Annotated in this window: 17 protein-coding genes; 13 read left to right on the top strand and 4 right to left on the bottom strand. The window is 73.0% G+C overall.

From position 1 onward, the window contains the following. Nucleotides 1-12: 12 nt before the first annotated feature. On the top strand, nucleotides 13-744 hold the full coding sequence (locus Sdi02f_RS21130) for an SseB family protein (RefSeq protein WP_030399194.1): 732 nt from the start codon (nucleotides 13-15) through the stop codon (nucleotides 742-744). 32 nt (nucleotides 745-776) lie between these two features. Here Sdi02f_RS21130 and Sdi02f_RS21125 read toward each other — a convergent pair whose 3' ends face one another. Further along, on the bottom strand, nucleotides 777-1,142 hold the full coding sequence (locus Sdi02f_RS21125) for a DUF1844 domain-containing protein (protein ID WP_030399193.1): 366 nt from the start codon (nucleotides 1,140-1,142) through the stop codon (nucleotides 777-779). A 384-nt stretch (nucleotides 1,143-1,526) separates the two neighbouring features. On the opposite strand from Sdi02f_RS21125, the gene infC reads away from it, so the two are divergent. From infC to Sdi02f_RS21080, 9 genes are all read left to right on the top strand, one after another. Next, the gene (gene infC / locus Sdi02f_RS21120; RefSeq protein ID WP_063760623.1) at nucleotides 1,527-2,180 is read left to right on the top strand and encodes a translation initiation factor IF-3; all 654 of its coding nucleotides are present in this window, start codon (nucleotides 1,527-1,529) and stop codon (nucleotides 2,178-2,180) included. A gap of 112 nt (nucleotides 2,181-2,292) precedes the next feature. After that, nucleotides 2,293-2,487, top strand: a complete 195-nt coding sequence (gene rpmI, locus Sdi02f_RS21115) for a 50S ribosomal protein L35 (RefSeq protein WP_003977225.1) — start codon at nucleotides 2,293-2,295, stop codon at nucleotides 2,485-2,487. Between the two features lie 97 nt (nucleotides 2,488-2,584). Further along, nucleotides 2,585-2,968, top strand: coding sequence for a 50S ribosomal protein L20 (rplT, locus tag Sdi02f_RS21110; RefSeq protein WP_003977226.1), 384 nt, complete (start codon nucleotides 2,585-2,587; stop codon nucleotides 2,966-2,968). Between the two features lie 182 nt (nucleotides 2,969-3,150). Continuing rightward, nucleotides 3,151-3,999, top strand: coding sequence for a TrmH family RNA methyltransferase (locus Sdi02f_RS21105; RefSeq protein ID WP_030399191.1), 849 nt, complete (start codon nucleotides 3,151-3,153; stop codon nucleotides 3,997-3,999). A 50-nt stretch (nucleotides 4,000-4,049) separates the two neighbouring features. Further along, nucleotides 4,050-5,189 carry a sensor histidine kinase gene (locus tag Sdi02f_RS21100; protein ID WP_030399190.1) on the top strand — a complete coding sequence of 380 codons (1,140 nt, stop codon included), beginning with the start codon at nucleotides 4,050-4,052 and terminating at the stop codon, nucleotides 5,187-5,189. A 168-nt stretch (nucleotides 5,190-5,357) separates the two neighbouring features. Beyond that, a complete protein-coding gene (pheS, locus tag Sdi02f_RS21095) occupies nucleotides 5,358-6,479 on the top strand; it encodes a phenylalanine--tRNA ligase subunit alpha (protein WP_037824241.1) in 1,122 nt (373 codons plus the stop codon). Next, nucleotides 6,479-8,992: a phenylalanine--tRNA ligase subunit beta gene (gene pheT / locus Sdi02f_RS21090; protein ID WP_030399188.1), complete on the top strand. Its 2,514-nt coding sequence runs from the start codon at nucleotides 6,479-6,481 to the stop codon at nucleotides 8,990-8,992. Before pheS ends, pheT begins: the two co-directional genes overlap by 1 nt. A 494-nt stretch (nucleotides 8,993-9,486) precedes the next feature. Continuing rightward, entirely contained in the window at nucleotides 9,487-10,827 is a 1,341-nt protein-coding gene (locus Sdi02f_RS21085; RefSeq protein ID WP_030399187.1) for an NsdA family TPR-like regulatory protein, read from the top strand. A gap of 119 nt (nucleotides 10,828-10,946) precedes the next feature. Then, nucleotides 10,947-11,495 carry an NUDIX hydrolase gene (locus Sdi02f_RS21080; RefSeq protein ID WP_030399186.1) on the top strand — a complete coding sequence of 183 codons (549 nt, stop codon included), beginning with the start codon at nucleotides 10,947-10,949 and terminating at the stop codon, nucleotides 11,493-11,495. A gap of 60 nt (nucleotides 11,496-11,555) precedes the next feature. On the opposite strand, the gene Sdi02f_RS21075 is transcribed toward Sdi02f_RS21080, so the two are convergent. Next, nucleotides 11,556-12,467, bottom strand: coding sequence for a 3-hydroxybutyryl-CoA dehydrogenase (locus Sdi02f_RS21075; RefSeq protein ID WP_107049442.1), 912 nt, complete (start codon nucleotides 12,465-12,467; stop codon nucleotides 11,556-11,558). A gap of 137 nt (nucleotides 12,468-12,604) precedes the next feature. Here Sdi02f_RS21075 and Sdi02f_RS21070 point away from each other — a divergent pair, with 137 nt between their 5' ends. Then, the gene (locus Sdi02f_RS21070) at nucleotides 12,605-13,849 is read left to right on the top strand and encodes a glycoside hydrolase family 10-like protein (RefSeq protein WP_108933837.1); all 1,245 of its coding nucleotides are present in this window, start codon (nucleotides 12,605-12,607) and stop codon (nucleotides 13,847-13,849) included. An 18-nt stretch (nucleotides 13,850-13,867) separates the two neighbouring features. Here Sdi02f_RS21070 and Sdi02f_RS21065 read toward each other — a convergent pair whose 3' ends face one another. Both Sdi02f_RS21065 and Sdi02f_RS21060 read right to left on the bottom strand, forming a co-directional pair. Further along, complete coding sequence (locus tag Sdi02f_RS21065; RefSeq protein ID WP_030399183.1) at nucleotides 13,868-14,062, bottom strand: DUF1918 domain-containing protein; 195 nt, start codon at nucleotides 14,060-14,062, stop codon at nucleotides 13,868-13,870. Nucleotides 14,063-14,092: 30 nt separating this feature from the next. Next, complete coding sequence (locus tag Sdi02f_RS21060; RefSeq protein WP_108933836.1) at nucleotides 14,093-15,019, bottom strand: DMT family transporter; 927 nt, start codon at nucleotides 15,017-15,019, stop codon at nucleotides 14,093-14,095. Here Sdi02f_RS21060 and Sdi02f_RS21055 point away from each other — a divergent pair. Both Sdi02f_RS21055 and Sdi02f_RS21050 read left to right on the top strand, forming a co-directional pair. Beyond that, nucleotides 15,018-16,457, top strand: coding sequence for an aminotransferase-like domain-containing protein (locus Sdi02f_RS21055; RefSeq protein ID WP_031088097.1), 1,440 nt, complete (start codon nucleotides 15,018-15,020; stop codon nucleotides 16,455-16,457). The genes Sdi02f_RS21060 and Sdi02f_RS21055 overlap by 2 nt on opposite strands. 58 nt (nucleotides 16,458-16,515) lie before the next feature. Continuing rightward, nucleotides 16,516-16,956 carry a GNAT family N-acetyltransferase gene (locus Sdi02f_RS21050; protein WP_030399180.1) on the top strand — a complete coding sequence of 147 codons (441 nt, stop codon included), beginning with the start codon at nucleotides 16,516-16,518 and terminating at the stop codon, nucleotides 16,954-16,956. Nucleotides 16,957-17,012 lie beyond the last annotated feature (56 nt).

The following is a 17,012-nucleotide window of genomic DNA, read 5'->3' as shown; positions in this document are numbered from 1 at the left end:
GGGTCGGGGACCGTGGCGAACAAGAACATCCCCGACTCCGCCTTCTCCGACGACGACGGTTCCGCCGACCCCCGGCTGAGCGCCGCGCTCGCCGCCTGGTCCGAGGACCGCACCGCCGTGCCGCCGGTCCTCGAGGCGCTCAAGGGCGCCCGGCTGCTCGTACCCGTCGTCGCCGTCCTCGGAGAGGTGGAGGAGGACGAGAACGGGCTGCGCCGCGAGAAGACCAGCGACATGGCCGTACCGACCCTGAAGGCGGGCAACCGCACCGCGCTGCCCGCCTTCACCTCCACCCAGTCGCTCGCCCGCTGGGACCCCGCGGCCCGCCCCGTCGCCGTACCCGTGCACCAGGCGCTGGAGGCCGCCGCGCACGAGAAGGCCGACACCGTCGTCCTGGACCTGGCCGGGCCGGTGCCGTTCGAGCTGACCGGGCCGGTGCTGCTGGCGCTGGCCGAGGGGCGTACGACGGCCGACCCGCTCGCCGACCCGGCCGTGGCCGAGGCCGTGCGCGCCGCGCTGGCCGACGAGCCCGCCGTGCTCCGCGCCCACCTCGGGCCCGGACGGGCCGACGGCACGCTCGCGCTGGTCCTGGACCCGGACGCCGACGCGGCGAAGGCCGCCCGCGCGGTCGCCGAGCGGCTGGCCGCCGACGACACACTGAGGGCCCGCCTGGTGCGCGGCCTCGACCTGGCACTGCTGCCGGCCGGGGCGACGCCGCCGGGCGAGCCCTTGTACGTGCGGGGGTAGCTTCCGGGGCCGAACCCGGGGCGGGGCGGCGGTCAGCCGTAGACCGCGCCCGTGTACTTCTCGCCCGGCCCCTGGCCCGGCTCGTCCGGGACCAGCGAGGCCTCGCGGAAGGCCAGCTGGAGCGACTTCAGACCGTCGCGCAGCGGCGCCGCGTGGAACGAGCTGATCTCGGTCGCGGTCGCGTCCAGCAGACCGGCCAGCGCGTGCACCAGCTTGCGGGCCTCGTCCAGGTCCTTGTGGTCCTCGCCCTCCTCGGTCAGGCCCAGCTTCACGGCGGCGGCGCTCATCAGGTTGACGGCGACCGTCACGATCACCTCGACCGCCGGGACCTCGGCGATGTCGCGGGCCATGGCGTCGAAGTCGGGATTCGCCGAGGATTCAGCAGGGGTCTCACTCATGCCGCACACGATAGGCGCAGCGGGGGAGCGGACCCCACCCGGACTCGGTTAGCCCTCGCTCCGCCGAGCTGCTAACCTTGTGTAACGACCGGTCGGACACGTACGCCCACGGCAGCGTATCCGGCCCACAAGTGGAGGCTTCGAACTCCCACCTGGCCGTCCTCAGGACGGCGGGTCACCGGTCAGGCGGTCCCGTCCCAGCGGCGGTGACCAGCCCGAAATCGCGCCCCGCGGTCATCGCGGCGGTGCTCCGGTAGCAGTTCGAGGAGCCCCGCCTGTGATCGTCCGGGGCATTTTTTGTGTGCCGGCGCGGTTAGGTCTATCGAACACAGACGTTACGCGGCTGTCCGCCAGACCGTCGCGTGGTGCTACCGAGGAGGATCCATCAGCGCCGAGCCCCGCATCAACGACCGGATTCGCGTTCCCGAGGTGCGACTTGTCGGTCCCAGCGGCGAGCAGGTCGGGATTGTCCCGCTTGCCAAGGCCCTGGAGCTTGCGCAGGAGTACGACCTCGACCTCGTCGAGGTCGCGGCGAACGCCCGTCCGCCCGTGTGCAAGCTCATGGACTACGGGAAGTTCAAGTACGAGTCGGCCATGAAGGCCCGTGAGGCGCGCAAGAACCAGGCGCACACGGTCATCAAGGAGATGAAGCTCCGGCCGAAGATCGACCCGCACGACTATGACACCAAGAAGGGTCACGTCGTCCGGTTCCTCAAGCAGGGCGACAAGGTCAAGATCACGATCATGTTCCGTGGTCGCGAGCAGTCCCGGCCGGAGCTCGGCTACCGGCTGCTGCAGCGTCTCGCGGAGGACGTCCAGGACCTCGGCTTCGTGGAGTCGAACCCGAAGCAGGACGGCCGCAACATGATCATGGTCCTCGGTCCGCACAAGAAGAAGACCGAGGCGATGGCCGAGGCCCGCCAGGCGCAGGAAGCGCGCAAGGCGGACGCGAAGGCGAACCCCGGCAAGTCGCAGAACGCCGCGGAGGCCGACGTCGCGGAGGCCGAGGCCCCGGCCGAGGCACCCGCCGAAGCGTGACCCCGGGGGACCGCCAGTCCCCAGGACACAACCGATACCAGAGCGACGCTCCACCCGTGCCCGGTTTCACGACCGGGCACCGGAGCGCCACCGACGAGGAGAGAACGGCGCTATGCCGAAGAACAAGTCGCACAGCGGTGCCAGCAAGCGCTTCAAGATCACCGGCTCCGGCAAGGTGCTCCGTGAGCGCGCCGGCAAGCGCCACCTGCTCGAGCACAAGTCGTCCCGCGTGACGCGTCGCCTCACCGGCAACGCCGAGATGGCCCCGGGCGACGCCGCGAAGATCAAGAAGCTTCTCGGCAAGTGACGTACGGGCGCCACTGAGCGCCGTACGGCAGGACCGGGACCCATTCGATACCGGGCCGCGTGAGGACCACCGCGGCCCCGCTACAAGGAGTTAACAAGTGGCACGCGTCAAGCGGGCAGTCAACGCCCACAAGAAGCGCCGGGCGATCCTCGAGCAGGCCTCCGGCTACCGCGGTCAGCGTTCGCGCCTGTACCGCAAGGCCAAGGAGCAGGTCACCCACTCGCTGGTCTACAACTACAACGACCGCAAGAAGCGCAAGGGTGACTTCCGCCAGCTGTGGATCCAGCGCATCAACGCCGCTGCCCGCGCCAACGGCATCACGTACAACCGCTTCATCCAGGGCCTGAAGGCCGCCAACGTCGAGGTCGACCGCAAGATCCTTGCCGAGCTGGCCGTCAACGACCCGAACGCGTTCGCCGCGCTCGTCGAGGTCGCGCAGAAGGCGCTGCCGAGCGACGTGAACGCGCCGAAGGCGGCGTGACGCTGCGCCGGCTTTAGCCGGTTGTCGAAGGGACCCGCAGGCTGGAGCCTGCGGGTCCCTTCGGTTGCCCGCCGCCTTGGCCCGTCGTTCGGCTGCGGAGCCGTCGTGGCTGGTCGCCCAGTTCCCCGCGCCCCTGACGGGGCGCCCCAGCCCGCGTCGATTCATATGTGAAGGTGAGAAGAGTGCGCCCAGCCGCCCCCGAGCTGATCTCCCCCCGTTCCCCCCGTGTCGCCGCGGCGCGGCGGCTCGGCAAGCGGAACTTCCGGGGGAAGGAGCGGCTGTTCCTCGCCGAGGGGCCGCAGGCCGTGCGGGAGGCGGCGCAGTACGGGGAGACACTGGTCGAGCTGTTCGCCACCGTGGACGCCGCCGAGCGGTACGCCGACATCGTCGGGGCCGCCCGTGACGTCGGCGCCCGGGTGCATCTCGCCGCCGACGCGGTGATCGAGGACATCTCCACCACCGTCACCCCGCAGGGGCTGGTCGGGGTCTGCCGGTTCCTGGACACGCCGTTCGAGGAGATCCTGGCCGCGCGTCCCCGGCTCGTCGCCGTCCTCGCGCACGTCCGGGACCCCGGCAACGCCGGGACCGTGCTGCGCTGCGCCGACGCCGCCGGTGCCGAGGCGGTCGTGCTCACCGACGCCTCCGTCGACCTGTACAACCCCAAGGCCGTACGCGCCTCCGTCGGCTCCCTGTTCCACCTGCCGGTCGCCGTCGGCGTACCGGTCGAGCAGGCCGTCGCGGGACTGCGGGACGCGGGTGTGCGGGTGCTGGCCGCCGACGGCGCGGGCGAGCACGACCTGGACGCCGAGCTGGACGCGGGCACCATGGGCGGGCCCACGGCCTGGGTGTTCGGCAACGAGGCCTGGGGGCTCCCGGAGGAGACCCGCGCCCTCACCGACGCGGTCCTGCGCGTCCCGATCCACGGGAAGGCGGAGAGCCTGAACCTCGCGACCGCCGCCGCCGTATGTCTCTACGCGTCGGCGCGTGCACAGCGCGCCGCCGGAGGGTGCCGCTCCGTCACCGCGAGCTAGTAGGGTGACCAGCTCAGGGCCCCTGCGCGGTTGAGAGGTGGGGTACGGGAATGAGCGTCGGCACGAGCAGCGCACCGGGAGCACGCCAGGTGCCGCGTCCGGCCGCGCCCCGCACACCCGGCGAACTCGCCGGCCTCGGCCTCGACGCGGACCAGCTGCCCGACGGTCTCGTCGTCGCGGACGAGCACGGACGGGTGATCTGCTTCAACGCCGCCGCCGTCCGCATCACCGCCACCCCGGCCGCCGAAGCCCTCGGACAGCGCCTGGAGCGCGCGCTGCCCCTGGAGGACCTGGAGGGCCGCCGCTGGTGGCAGCTCACCGACCCCTACGGCGGTCTCGCCATCCGCGTCCGGCAGCCCGAGCGCAACCTCCTGCTCCCCGGCGGCCGGGAGGTCCTGGTCACCGCCCGCTACGTCCGCACCGAACGCCTCGGCCCCGTCCACCGCGTCGTCGTCACCCTGCGCGACACCGAGGCCCGCCGCCGCACCGAGCGCAGCCACGCCGAGCTGATAGCCACCGTGGCCCACGAACTGCGCTCCCCGCTCACCTCCGTCAAGGGCTTCACGGCCACGCTGCTGGCCAAGTGGGAGCGGTTCACCGACGACCAGAAGCGGCTGATGCTGGAGACCGTCGACGCGGACGCCGACCGGGTCACGCGGCTCATCGCCGAGCTGCTGGACATCTCCCGGATCGACTCCGGCCGGCTGGAGGTCCGCCGCCAGCCCGTCGACATCGGCGCCGCCGTCGGCCGGCACATCCAGGCGTACGTCGCCGCGGGCCAGGAGGCCGACCGTTTCCTGCTCCGCCTCGCCCATCCGCTGCCCGACCTGTGGGCCGACCCCGACAAGATCGACCAGGTGCTCAGCAACCTGCTGGAAAATGCCGTGCGCCACGGCGAGGGAACCGTCACCATTGACGTCACGCCCACGGCGTCCCCCCGCGAGGGAGAGGACACCGGCACGTCGGTCACGGTGAGCGACGAGGGGGCGGGCATCCCGGAGGAGTCCATGAACCGCGTCTTCACCCGCTTCTGGCGGGGCAGCAAGCGCGGCGGCACCGGCCTCGGGCTGTACATCGTCAAGGGCATCGTCGAGGCCCACGGCGGCACCATCACGGTCGGGCGCGCCCCCGGAGGCGGCGCCGAGTTCCGATTTACGTTGCCCGTGGCGGCACCGGCGTACCTCACCTGAGAAGCACCAGAGGCGGCCGACGACCCCACGGGCGTGATCCGCGTTCCACCGCCCCGTTAGACTCGGTCTTTGGCACCTTTGCGTCCGGATCCAGAGATGAAGCGTCCCAGCCCGTCTCCGGACCGTAGACGGGGCGTCCCAGCCAGCCAATCGGAAGCACGGGAAGAGATGTCGGCACCGAATAAGTCGTACGACCCTGTCGAGGTCGAGGCGTTGAAACCGGAAGAGATCGAGCGCATGCGGGACGAGGCGCTCGCCGCCTTCGCCGCCGCGGACTCCCTCGACGCGCTCCAGGAGGCCAAGGTCGCCCACACCGGCGGCACCTCCCCGCTGGCGCTGGCCAACCGCGAGATCGGCGCCCTGCCCCCGCAGGCCAAGGCCGAGGCCGGCAAGCGCGTCGGCATGGCCCGCGGCGCCGTGAACAAGGCGCTCGCCGCCCGCCAGGCCGAGCTGGAGGCCGAGCGCGACGCGCGCGTCCTGGTCGAGGAGGCCGTGGACGTCACGCTGCCCTACGACCGCGTCCCGGCCGGCGCCCGCCACCCGCTCACCACCCTGTCCGAGCGCATCGAGGACATCTTCGTCGCCATGGGCTACGAGGTCGCCGAGGGCCCCGAGGCCGAGACCGAGTGGTTCAATTTCGACGCCCTCAACATCGGCCCGGACCACCCGGCCCGCGGCGAGGCCGACACCTTCTTCGTCGAGGCCCCCGACGGCGGCTCCGAGTCCGGTGTCGTGCTGCGCACCCACACCTCGCCGGTGCAGATCCGCTCCGCGCTCACGCGCGAGCTGCCGGTCTACGTGATCTGCCCCGGTCGCGTGTACCGCACCGACGAGCTGGACGCCACGCACACCCCCGTCTTCCACCAGGTCGAGCTGCTCGCCGTCGACGAGGGCCTGACCATGGCGGACCTCAAGGGCACCCTGGACCACATGGTCCAGTCGCTGTTCGGCGCGGAGATGAAGACCCGGCTGCGGCCCAACTTCTTCCCCTTCACCGAGCCGTCCGCCGAGATGGACATGCTCTGCTACGTCTGCAAGGGCGCGTCCGTCGGCAACCCCGACCGGCCCTGCCGCACCTGCTCCAGCGAGGGCTGGATCGAACTGGGCGGCTGCGGCATGGTCAACCCGCGGGTGCTCGTCGCCTGCGGCATCGACCCCGAGAAGTACAGCGGCTTCGCCTTCGGGTTCGGCATCGAGCGGATGCTGATGTTCCGCCACAACGTCGAGGACATGCGAGACATGGTCGAGGGTGACGTCCGGTTCACCCGGCCGTTCGGGATGGAGATCTGATGCGGGTCCCGCTTTCCTGGCTGCGGGAGTACGTCGACCTGCCGGCCACCGAGACCGGCCGCGACGTGCAGGCCAAGCTGATTTCGGCCGGCCTGGAGGTCGAGACCGTCGAGCACCTGGGCGCCGACCTCAAGGGCCCCCTCGTCGTCGGCCAGGTGCTGACCATCGAGGAGCTGGAGGGCTTCAAGAAGCCGATCCGCTTCTGCACCGTCGACGTCGGCCGGGCCAACGGCACCGGTGAGCCCCAGGAGATCGTCTGCGGCGCCCGCAACTTCGCCGTCGGCGACAAGGTCGTCGTGGTCCTGCCCGGCGCCACCCTGCCGGGCGGCTTCTCGATCAGCGCCCGCAAGACCTACGGCAAGGTCTCGCACGGCATGATCTGCTCCAGCGACGAGCTGGGCATGGGCGACGACGGCACCCACGGCATCATCGTGCTGCCGCCGGAGACCGAGGTCGGCAAGGACGCCGTCGAGCTGCTGGAACTGGTCGACGAGGTCCTGGACATCGCCGTCACCGCCAACCGCGGCGACTGCCTGTCCATCCGCGGCGTCGCCCGCGAGGCCGCCATCGCCTACGGCAAGCCGCTGCGCGACCCGGCGCTGCTCGACGTGCCCGCGCCGAACGCCTACGGCTACCCGGTGAAGATCGCCGACCCGACCGGCTGCGACCGTTTCACCGCCCGCACCGTGACCGGCCTGAGCCCCGAGGCGCGCTCCCCGATCTGGCTCCAGCGGCGCCTGCAGAAGGTCGGCATGCGCCCGATCTCGCTCGCCGTCGACGTCACCAACTACGTGATGATGGAGCTGGGCCAGCCCCTGCACGCCTACGACCGCGGTCTGGTCCAGGGCACCATCGGCGTCCGCCGGGCCGAGGAGGGCGAGAAGATCGTCACCCTCGACGGCGTCGAGCGGAAGCTGCACGCCGAGGACCTGGTCATCACCGACGACCGGGGCCCCATCGGCCTCGCGGGGGTCATGGGCGGAGCCGACACGGAGATCGCCGACCACGGGGACGCCGAGAAGGCGACGAGTGACGTGGTCATCGAGGCCGCCCACTTCGACCAGGTGGCCATCGCGCGCACCGCCCGCCGGCACAAGCTGTCCTCCGAGGCGTCCCGCCGCTTCGAGCGCGGCGTCGACCCGCAGGCCGCCGCCGCTGCCGCGCAGCGCACCGTCGACCTGCTGGTGCTGCTCGCGGGCGGCACCGCCGAGTCCGGCGTCACCGAGATCAGCGCCCCGCCCGTGCCGCACACGATCACCGTGGCGGCCGACCACCCGGACAAGGTCGCGGGGGTGACCTACGGCCGCGAGACCGTCGTGCGCCGCCTCCAGGAGGTGGGCTGTGACGTCTACGGCCAGGACGAGCTGATCGTCACCGTGCCGTCCTGGCGGCCCGACCTCACCGACCCGAACGACCTGGCCGAAGAGGTCATCCGCCTGGAGGGCTACGAGAACCTGCCCTCCACGCTGCCCCGGCCCCCGGCGGGCCGCGGCCTCACCGCCCGCCAGCGGCTGCACCGCCGCGTCGGGCGTGCGCTCGCCGGCGCCGGTTACGTCGAGGCGCTGAACTATCCGTTCGTCGGTGAGCAGGTCTTCGACCAGCTCGGTCTCGACGCCGACGACCCGGCCCGCCGTGTCGTCAAGCTGGTCAACCCGCTCAGCGACGAGGAGCCCGCGCTGCGGACCTCGCTGCTGCCGGGCCTGCTCGGGGCGCTGCGGCGCAACGACGGCCGGGGTGCGCACGACCTGGCGCTCTTCGAGACCGGCCTGGTCTTCCACCCGCGCGACGAACAGCGCGTCGCCGCCAACCTGCCCGTCGACCGGCGTCCCGGCGAGGACGACCTCGCCGCGCTGGACGCCGCGCTGCCCGACCAGCCCCGGCACGTCGCCGTGGTCCTGGCCGGCGCCCGAGAGCAGGCCGGCTGGTGGGGCAAGGGCCGCCCGGCCGACTGGGCCGACGCGGTGGAGGCCGCCCGCACCGTCGCCCGCGAGGCCGGCGCCGAACTGGGCGTCCGCAAGGGCCAGTACGGGCCGTGGCACCCGGGCCGCTGCGCCGAGCTGTCCGTCACCGTGGACGGCGAGGAGCGGGTCGTCGGGCACGCGGGTGAGCTGCACCCGCGGGTCCTGAAGACGCTGGGCCTGCCCGCGCGCACCTGCGCGATGGAGCTGGACCTCGACGCCGTGGAGCGGGTCGGCGACGACACCCCGCAGGCGCCGGGCATCTCCACGTTCCCGGTCGCCACGCAGGACGTCGCCCTGGTGGTCGACGCGTTCGTCCCGGCGGCCGACGTCGAGGCGGCGCTGCGCGAGGGCGCGGGTGAACTGCTGGAGTCCATCCGGCTGTTCGACGTCTACGACAACGCGGAGCAGCTCGGGGAGGGACGCAAGTCCCTCGCGTACGCGTTGCGCTTCCGCGCGGGGGACCGGACGCTGACGGTCGACGAGGCGTCGGCCGCGCGGGACGCGGCGGTCGCCCTCGCGGGCGAGCGTGTCGGAGCAGTGCTGCGTAGTTAGTGGTTCGCCCAAGGGGCGTGGGGTTCTTGCCGGCTGGCGGGTGCGCGGCGGCCGGTGGCGCGGTTCCCCGCGCCCCTTCAGGGACGTCAGCGCCACGTCGCCTTCAGGGGGCGCGGTCCCCCTGACAGGCGTTGCGGCCATGCCGGTAAGGGGCGCGGGAACTGCGCGACCGGCCACGACGCCGTCGACCACGCGCCCGCCCTCGATCACGCGCCCGCACACGGAACGGTGCCCGGTTCCCCCGCGAAGCCGGCGGTGCCGTCCGCCCCGCCACGGAGTGTCGGGCAGGCGGCCGGGCGGACGGCGTGGGTGCGGGCCGCCGCACTGTACGAGGGGGAGCCGGCGGCCCGGCCGGCCTCTTTCGAGGCCCTTCAGTCAACCGGTCCACAACTCTCCGCGACAGCGCGCACACGCTGCGGATGCGCGCACTCCGTTCACACCCCGTGTGAAGTCCGACGCACTACGCTGTCGGCACCGATGCACCGGGGGGCACCATGCAGCCCAACACCCTGCTCGACGCGATCCTCGACGAGGCCGGGATCTCGCACGCGGGACTGGCCGCACACGTCAACCAGGCGGGGCGGGCGCGCGGGCTCGCACTGAGATACGAACACACCGCCGTCGCCCGGTGGCTGAAGGGGCAGCGGCCACGCGGCCAGGTCCCCGACCTGATCTGCGAGGTCCTCGCCGCCCGGCTGCACCGCCCCGTCACCCTCGACGACATCGGCCTCGGCGTACCCGGCGAACCCGCCGCCCCGCACACCGGCTCGCTGTCCGGGTTCGTGGAGCGCGCCACCGCCCTGTGGCGCTCCGACCAGCAGCAGCGCCCGCACATCCTCGGCGCCCCCGCCCTCACCGGCACGCCCGCCGTGCTGCCGGTGTGGGAGTGGGAGAACCCGCCCGAGGACACGGACGTCTCCCGCGGCGGACGGCACCGCGTCACCGCCGCCGACCTGGAGACGGTGCGCTGCGCCCGCACGCACTACGAGCAGATGTACCGCAAGGCCGGCGGCATCGCGACCCGCGCCCGCATCGTCGGCTTCCTCAACTCCGAGGCCGCCCCGCTGCTGCGCGGCAGCTACACCGACGCCACCGGACGCCAGTTGCACCGGGCCACCGGGGGCCTGGTGGCCGTCGCCGGGATCTGCGCGTACGACTCCGACGCGCACGGCCTCGCACAGCGCTACTTCCACCAGGCGCTCCGCCTCGCCAAGGCCAGCGGCGACCGGGGACTCGGCGCCTACGTCATCGCCCTCCTGGTCAACCAGGCGCTGTTCGTGCGGGAGTACCGGCAGGCCGTCGCCTTCGCCGAGGCCGCGCTGCGTGCCGCCGGCCGGCACATCACCCCGGCGCTCGCCTCCGACCTGTACGCGATGCAGGCGAAGGCGTACGCGCACCTGGGCGACGGCAGCAGCGCCCTGTCCTGCATCCGCCGGGCCGAACAGGCCGCCGAGCGCATCCGGCGCGGGTACGAGCCCGACGAGACCGGCTACGTCCAGCCGGGCCTGGTCAACGTCCAGGTGGCGGAGGCATTGCTGAGCCTCGGTGAACTCACGGCGGCCGGGGAACACGCGGCGGCGGCCGTCGACACCCCGGCGCACGACCGGGGGCGCGTGCACCGGCTCGCGATGCTCAGCACCGTCGAGCTGCGTCAGGGGCACGTCGACAAGGCGGTGGCGACGGCCGTACGGATGGCCGAGCAGGCCCGGGGCATGGAGTCCCAGCGGCTGCGGGACCGGTTGCGCGCGGTGCGTGAGCACCTGGTGAACAGCGGTTGCGCGGGTACGGCCGAGGCCGCCGAACTCATCGACGGTGCGCTGCGCGTCCCGCTGTAGGCCGCCCGGCCGTACGCGTGCTGCGCCCACTCCTGCGCCGTGAGCGGCCGTCGTACGCCTGCTGCCGGAACGCCGGCTGCTGCGATATTGCCACCTACTCAAAGAGAGGCGGCAACACCGTGCAGTGGACGAAACAGAGCGAGCAGAATGTGTACTCAAATCGCTGGTTCAGCGTCAATCTGGCCGATGTCGCCCTCCCGGACGGACGGCACCTCGACCACTTCCTCATCCGGATGCGCCCCGTGGCCGCCGCCACGGTCGTGAACGGGGCGGGCGAGGTCCTGCTGCTGTGGCGGCACCGCTTCATCACCGACAGCTGGGGCTGGGAACTCGCCGCGGGCGTCGTCGAGGACGGCGAGGACGTCGCGGTGGCGGCGGCCAGGGAACTGGAGGAGGAGACCGGCTGGCGGCCCGGACCGCTGCACCACCTGATGAGCGTGGAGCCCTCCAACGGTCTCACCGACGCCCGGCACCACATCTACTGGGCCGACGAGGGCACGTACGTGGGACCCCCCGTGGACGGCTTCGAGTCCGACCGCCGCGAATGGGTGCCCCTCCGGCTCGTGCCCGACCTCGTCACCCGCGGCGAGGTCCCGGCCGCCAACATGGCGGCCGCGTTGCTCCTCCTGCACCACCACAGGACGAGCACCGTGTCGCTGCACGCGTAGGCGCGGCTCCTCGCGGCCACCTGGACGTCCGCAGGCCGGGTCCCCCCCCGTGCCCGGCGGTCAGCCGTAGGCGTAGAAGCCGGACCCGCTCTTGCGGCCCAGGCGTCCCGCGTCCACCATCCGCTGCAGCAGCGGGGGAGCGGCGTACAGGGGTTCCTTGTACTCCTCGTACATCGAGTAGGCCACCGAGGCGACCGTGTCCAGGCCGATGAGGTCGGCCAGCTTCAGCGGGCCCATCGGATGGGCGCAGCCCATCTCCATGCCGTTGTCGATGTCCTCGCGGCTGGCGATGCCCGACTCGAACATCCGGATCGCGGAGAGCAGGTACGGGATCAGCAGCGCGTTGACCACGAAGCCGGAACGGTCCTGGGCGCGGATCGCGTGCTTGCCCAGCACCTTCTCGGTGAAGAGCTGGGCGCGGCTGAGCGTGCCCTCGGAGGTGGTGAGCGCCGGGATCAGCTCGACGAGCTGCTGCACCGGGGCCGGATTGAAGAAGTGGATCCCGATGACGTGGTCGGGCCGCGACGTGGCGACCGCCAGCTTCACCAGCGGGATCGAGGAGGTGTTGGAGGCCAGGATCGCGTCCGGCCGGGTCACGACCTGGTCGAGCACCTGGAAGATCTCGGTCTTGACCTGCTCGTTCTCGACGACGGCCTCGATCACCAGATCACGGTCGGCGAACTCGCCGAGGTCGGTGGTGAAGCCGAGGCGCGCCAGCGTCGCGTCCCGCTCCTCCTCCGTGATCTTGCCGCGCTCGGCGGCCTTGGCCAGCGAGTTGTACAGCCGCGTGCGGCCGATCTCCAGGGCCTCACCGGTGGTCTCGGCGACCACGACCTCCAGACCCGAGCGGGCGCACACCTCGGCGATGCCCGCCCCCATCTGACCGCAGCCCACCACGCCGACGCGTGCGATATCTCCCGAGATGCCGGTCACATCGTCCCTTTCGCTGACTCCACGGCTGGCAGCAGGCATGCCGGGGTCCCCGTCGCCTGCTCCGATCGAGCACGTTACCCCCGAATGGTCACGGATCCGTCTCCCGGGTCGGGCATGCTGAGGCCCCGTACACGATCCGTGACCGCGCGGGTCCACAGCGTTCAGGAGGTTGACCCATGGGCGGTGTCTCGCGCCGTGCCTTCACGGTGGCGGCGTTGTCGGCGTTCACGCTGGTGCCCGGGGCGTCGGCGGCGGCCCCCGCGCCCGCGCGGCCGGAGCCCTCGCGCAGCGCCGCCGCCGGGATGCGGGGGATGTGGCTGGCCACCGTGGCCAACCGGGACTGGCCCACCCGCGCGGGGCTGCGCGCCGCCGAGCAGCGCGCGGAGCTGATCGAGCACCTCGACAACGCGGTACGGCACGGCCTGAACACGGTGATGTTCCAGGTGCGGCCGTCGGCCGACGCGCTGTGGCCCTCGGACCACGAGCCGTGGTCGCAGTACCTCTCCGGCAGCCAGGGCCGCGACCCGGGCTGGGACCCGCTGGGCACGGCCGTGACGGAGGCCCACGCCCGCGGCCTGCAGCTGCACGCCTGGTTCAACCCGTACCGGGTCGCCACCCACGACGACCCCGCCCGCCTCGTCTCCTCCCACCCCGCGCGCAAGAACCCCGGCTGGGTGGTGGCGTACGGCGGGCAGCTCTACTACGACCCCGGGCTGCCCGAGGTCCGGGCCTTCGTGCAGGACGCGATGATGGACGCGGTGCGGAAGTACGCGGTGGACGGGGTCCACTTCGACGACTACTTCTACCCCTATCCGGTCGCGGGCCAGAGCTTCAACGACGGCGCGACCTTCGGCACCCACGGCACCGGCTTCGCCACGAAGGCCGACTGGCGGCGGGACAACGTCGACCGGCTGGTGCGCGAGACCGCGCAGCGCGTCAAGGAGATCCGCCCGGCCGCCCGTTTCGGCGTCAGCCCCTTCGGGGTGTGGCGCAACGCCACCACCGACGAGCGCGGCTCGGACACCCGGGCCGGCGTGCAGACGTACGACGACCTGTACGCGGACACCCGCACATGGGTGCGCGAGGGCTGGATCGACTACGTCGTGCCGCAGCTCTACTGGCACATCGGCATGGACGCCGCCGACTACGCGAAGCTGCTGCCCTGGTGGGCCGAGGTGGCCAGGGGCAGCCGCACCGAGCTGTACGTGGGCGAGGCGCTCTACAAGTGCGGGGATCCGGCCCAGCCCGCCGCCTGGCAGGACCCGGCCGAGCTGTCCCGGCACCTGACCCTGGCCGCGCGCCACCCGGAGGTGCGCGGGCACGTCTACTTCTCCGCGAAGGACGTCGCCCGGGACCCCGGCGGCGCGATGGCGAAGCTGGCCGCCGACCACTACACGCAGCCGGCCGGCGCCCCGCGCTGAACGGTGTCCCGGACGGCCCTAGAGCTGGATCTCCCTGTGCCGGATCTCCGAGTCGGGGCCGGGCGAGCACACGGCCTCGTGCCCGTCCTCGAACCGGACCCGGTACGGGGGAGTGCCCTCGTCGCCCATGACTTCGACGATCTCCGCGACCTTGTCGTGCTCACCGACCACCCGGCCGTGCTGGACCAGCTGGTCGCCCTTGGTTGCTCGCATCCGTGAGGCCTCCTCACCTGTGTGCCGCGCTCAGCCCCGGGCCCGCTGGGTGACCGCGATGCACACCAGTACGGCCGCGGCCGTCAGCGGAGCGGCCACCGTCAGGTGCTCGCCCAGGAGAAGTACCGACCACACCAGTGTGAGCAGCGGCTGCGCGAGCTGCAACTGGCTGGCCTTGGGGATGCCGATCGCCGCCATGCCCCGGTACCAGACGACCAGACCGAGGAACTGCGAGCCCATCGCCACCCACAGCAGCCCGGTCACACTGTGCGCCGTCAGCGCCACCGGCTCGTACGTCAGCGCCACCGCCGCCATCGGTACCGTCAGCGGCACGCACAGCACCAGCGCCCAGCCGATGACCTGCCAGCCCGGCATCACCCCGGCCAGCCGGCCGCCCTCCGTGTAACCGGCCGCGCACACCAGCAGCGCCGCCAAGAGGTAGGCGTCGGCCGAGGTCAGCGCGCCGCCGCTCTGCTGCACGGTGAAGGCGATGACGGCCGCCGCGCCCGCCAGGGCCGCGATCCAGAAGGTGCGCGAGGGGCGGGTGCCGACCCGCAGGGCGGACAGCAGCGCGGTGGTCAGCGGGAGCAGGCCCACCACGACGGCGGCGTGCGCGGTGGTCGAGGTCCGCAGCGCGAGCGTGGTCAGCAGCGGGAAGCCCAGCACCACCCCGGCGCCGACCACGGCGAGGCCGGGCAGGTGCCGTCGCTCGGGCGGGGCCACCCCCACCGCCAGCAGACAGGCACCGGCGACCGCGGCGGCCAGGACGCTGCGCACGGCGATCAGCGACCAGGGGCCGAAACCCTCCAGGCCCCAGGCGGTGGCGGGGAAGGTGAGGGAGAAGGCGACGACACCGAGGGCGGCCTGGAGGGTGCCGAGGGGCCTGCCGCCGGGGTCCGTGCCGGCGGTGCCGACTGCTATCCGGGACGGTGTGGTAGCGCTACTCTGTGCTTTCATGCAAGAGCGTAGCAGCGTCGCTGACCTGGTGGCCGTGTTGCGGCGAGAGCTGGACCGCTACTCACCGGGAGGAAAGCTCCCGTCCAGCCGGGCCCTCGTCGACCGGTTCCGGGTGAGCCCGGTGACGGTCTCCCGCGCCCTGGCCCAGCTCGCCGCCGAGGGACTGGTCGTCACCCGGCCCGGCGCGGGTGCCTTCCGCGCCCGGCCGCGGCCCTCGGCGGTGCCCGTCGGGGACACGTCCTGGCAGGAGGTCGCGCTCAGCGCCGACGGCGCCGCCGACCTCGTACCGCGCTCCGTCGACGCCTCCGGGGTGCTGGTCTCGCTCGCCGCGCCGCCGCCCGGTGTCGTGGAGTTCAACGGCGGCTACCTGCACCCGTCGCTGCAGCCGGAGCGGGCGATGTCGGCGGCGCTGGCGCGGGCCGGGCGGCGGCCCGGGGCCTGGGGGCGGCCGCCGATGGAGGGGCTGCCGGAGCTGCGGGAGTGGTTCGCGCGGGGCATCGGCGGGGCCGTCACGGCGGCCGAGGTGCTGATCACCGCGGGCGGCCAGTCCGCGCTGGCCACCGCCCTGCGCGCCCTCGCCCCGCCCGGCGCCCCCGTCCTCGTCGAGTCCCCGACCTACCCCGGCATGCTGGCCATCGCCCGGGCGGCCGGGCTGCGCCCCGTACCGGTCCCCGTGGACGCCGACGGAGTGCGGCCCGCCCTGCTCGCCGACGCCTTCCGCGCCACCGGCGCCCGCGTCTTCGTCTGCCAGCCCCTCTTCCAGAACCCGACCGGCGCCGTGCTCGCCCCCGAGCGGCGCGGCGAGGTGCTGCGCATCGCGCGGGCGGCCGGCGCCTTCGTCGTGGAGGACGACTTCGTCCGCCGGCTCGTGCACGAGGACGCGGGCCCGCTGCCCGCCCCGCTCGCCGCCGACGACCCGGACGGCGTCGTCGTCCACGTCTGCTCGCTCACCAAGGCGACCTCGCCCAGCTTCCGGGTCAGCGCCCTGGCCGCGCACGGCCCGGTGCTCGAACGGCTCCGGGCCATCCAGGTCGTCGACACCTTCTTCGTCCCCCGGCCGCTCCAGGAGGCCGCGCTGGAACTCGTCGGCTCGCCCGCCTGGCCACGTCATCTGCGGGCCGTCTCGGCCGAGTTGAGGGCCCGCCGGGACGCCATGACCTCCGCGCTGCGGCTGCGGCTCCCCGAGCTCTCCCCGGCCCACGTCCCCTCCGGCGGCTACCACCTGTGGCCGCGTCTGCCCGAGGGCGCCGACGAGAGCGCCCTGACCGCGGCCGCCCTGCGCGCGGGCGTCGCGATCACGCCGGGCCGCCCCTACTTCAGCGCCGAACCCCCGGCCGCCCACGTCCGGCTGAGCTTCGCGGCGGTCGCGAACACCGGGGAGATCGCGGAAGGGGTACGCCGTCTGGGCACCGCCTGCCGGGAGGCGTGGGGAGGCTGAGGGAAGCGGGGCGGATATCCGGTCGACGCGCTCCCCGCGGCCCTGGGAGCATCCCGGCATGACCGACACGCCGAGGCTCCCCGAGGGCTACGAGATCTCCACCGACCCGCACCGCATCGACGCCGGGCGCGTGCACCACTGGCTGTCCACCGACGCGTACTGGTCCCTGGGACGGACCCGCGAGAAGCAGGACCGGGCCATCGAGGGCTCGCTCAACTTCGGGGTGTACGACGCGGTGTCGGGCGAGCAGGTCGCCTACGCCCGGGTGGTCACCGACCTGGCCACCTTCGCGTGGCTCTGCGACGTGTACGTCGACCCGTCGGTGCGGGCCAAGGGCCTGGGCACGGCACTGGTCGCGGCCGTGCGCGAGCACCTGGCGCCCCACGGACTGCGGCGCATCCTGCTGGCGACGCACGACGCGCACGGGGTCTACGAGAAGCTCGGGTTCACGGCGCTGGACCGGCCCGAGCAGTGGATGGAGCTCGCCCTCGGCCGGTGAGCCGTGGCCCACCCTCGGTGAACCCCAGGTAACACCCCTTGACCCCGGCACCCGCG

It is taken from the genome of Streptomyces ardesiacus (assembly GCF_003112575.1).
GTDB lineage: Bacteria > Actinomycetota > Actinomycetes > Streptomycetales > Streptomycetaceae > Streptomyces > Streptomyces ardesiacus.
Note: the sequence above shows the minus strand (reverse complement) of the source record. Positions and strands in the feature narration are given on the sequence as shown.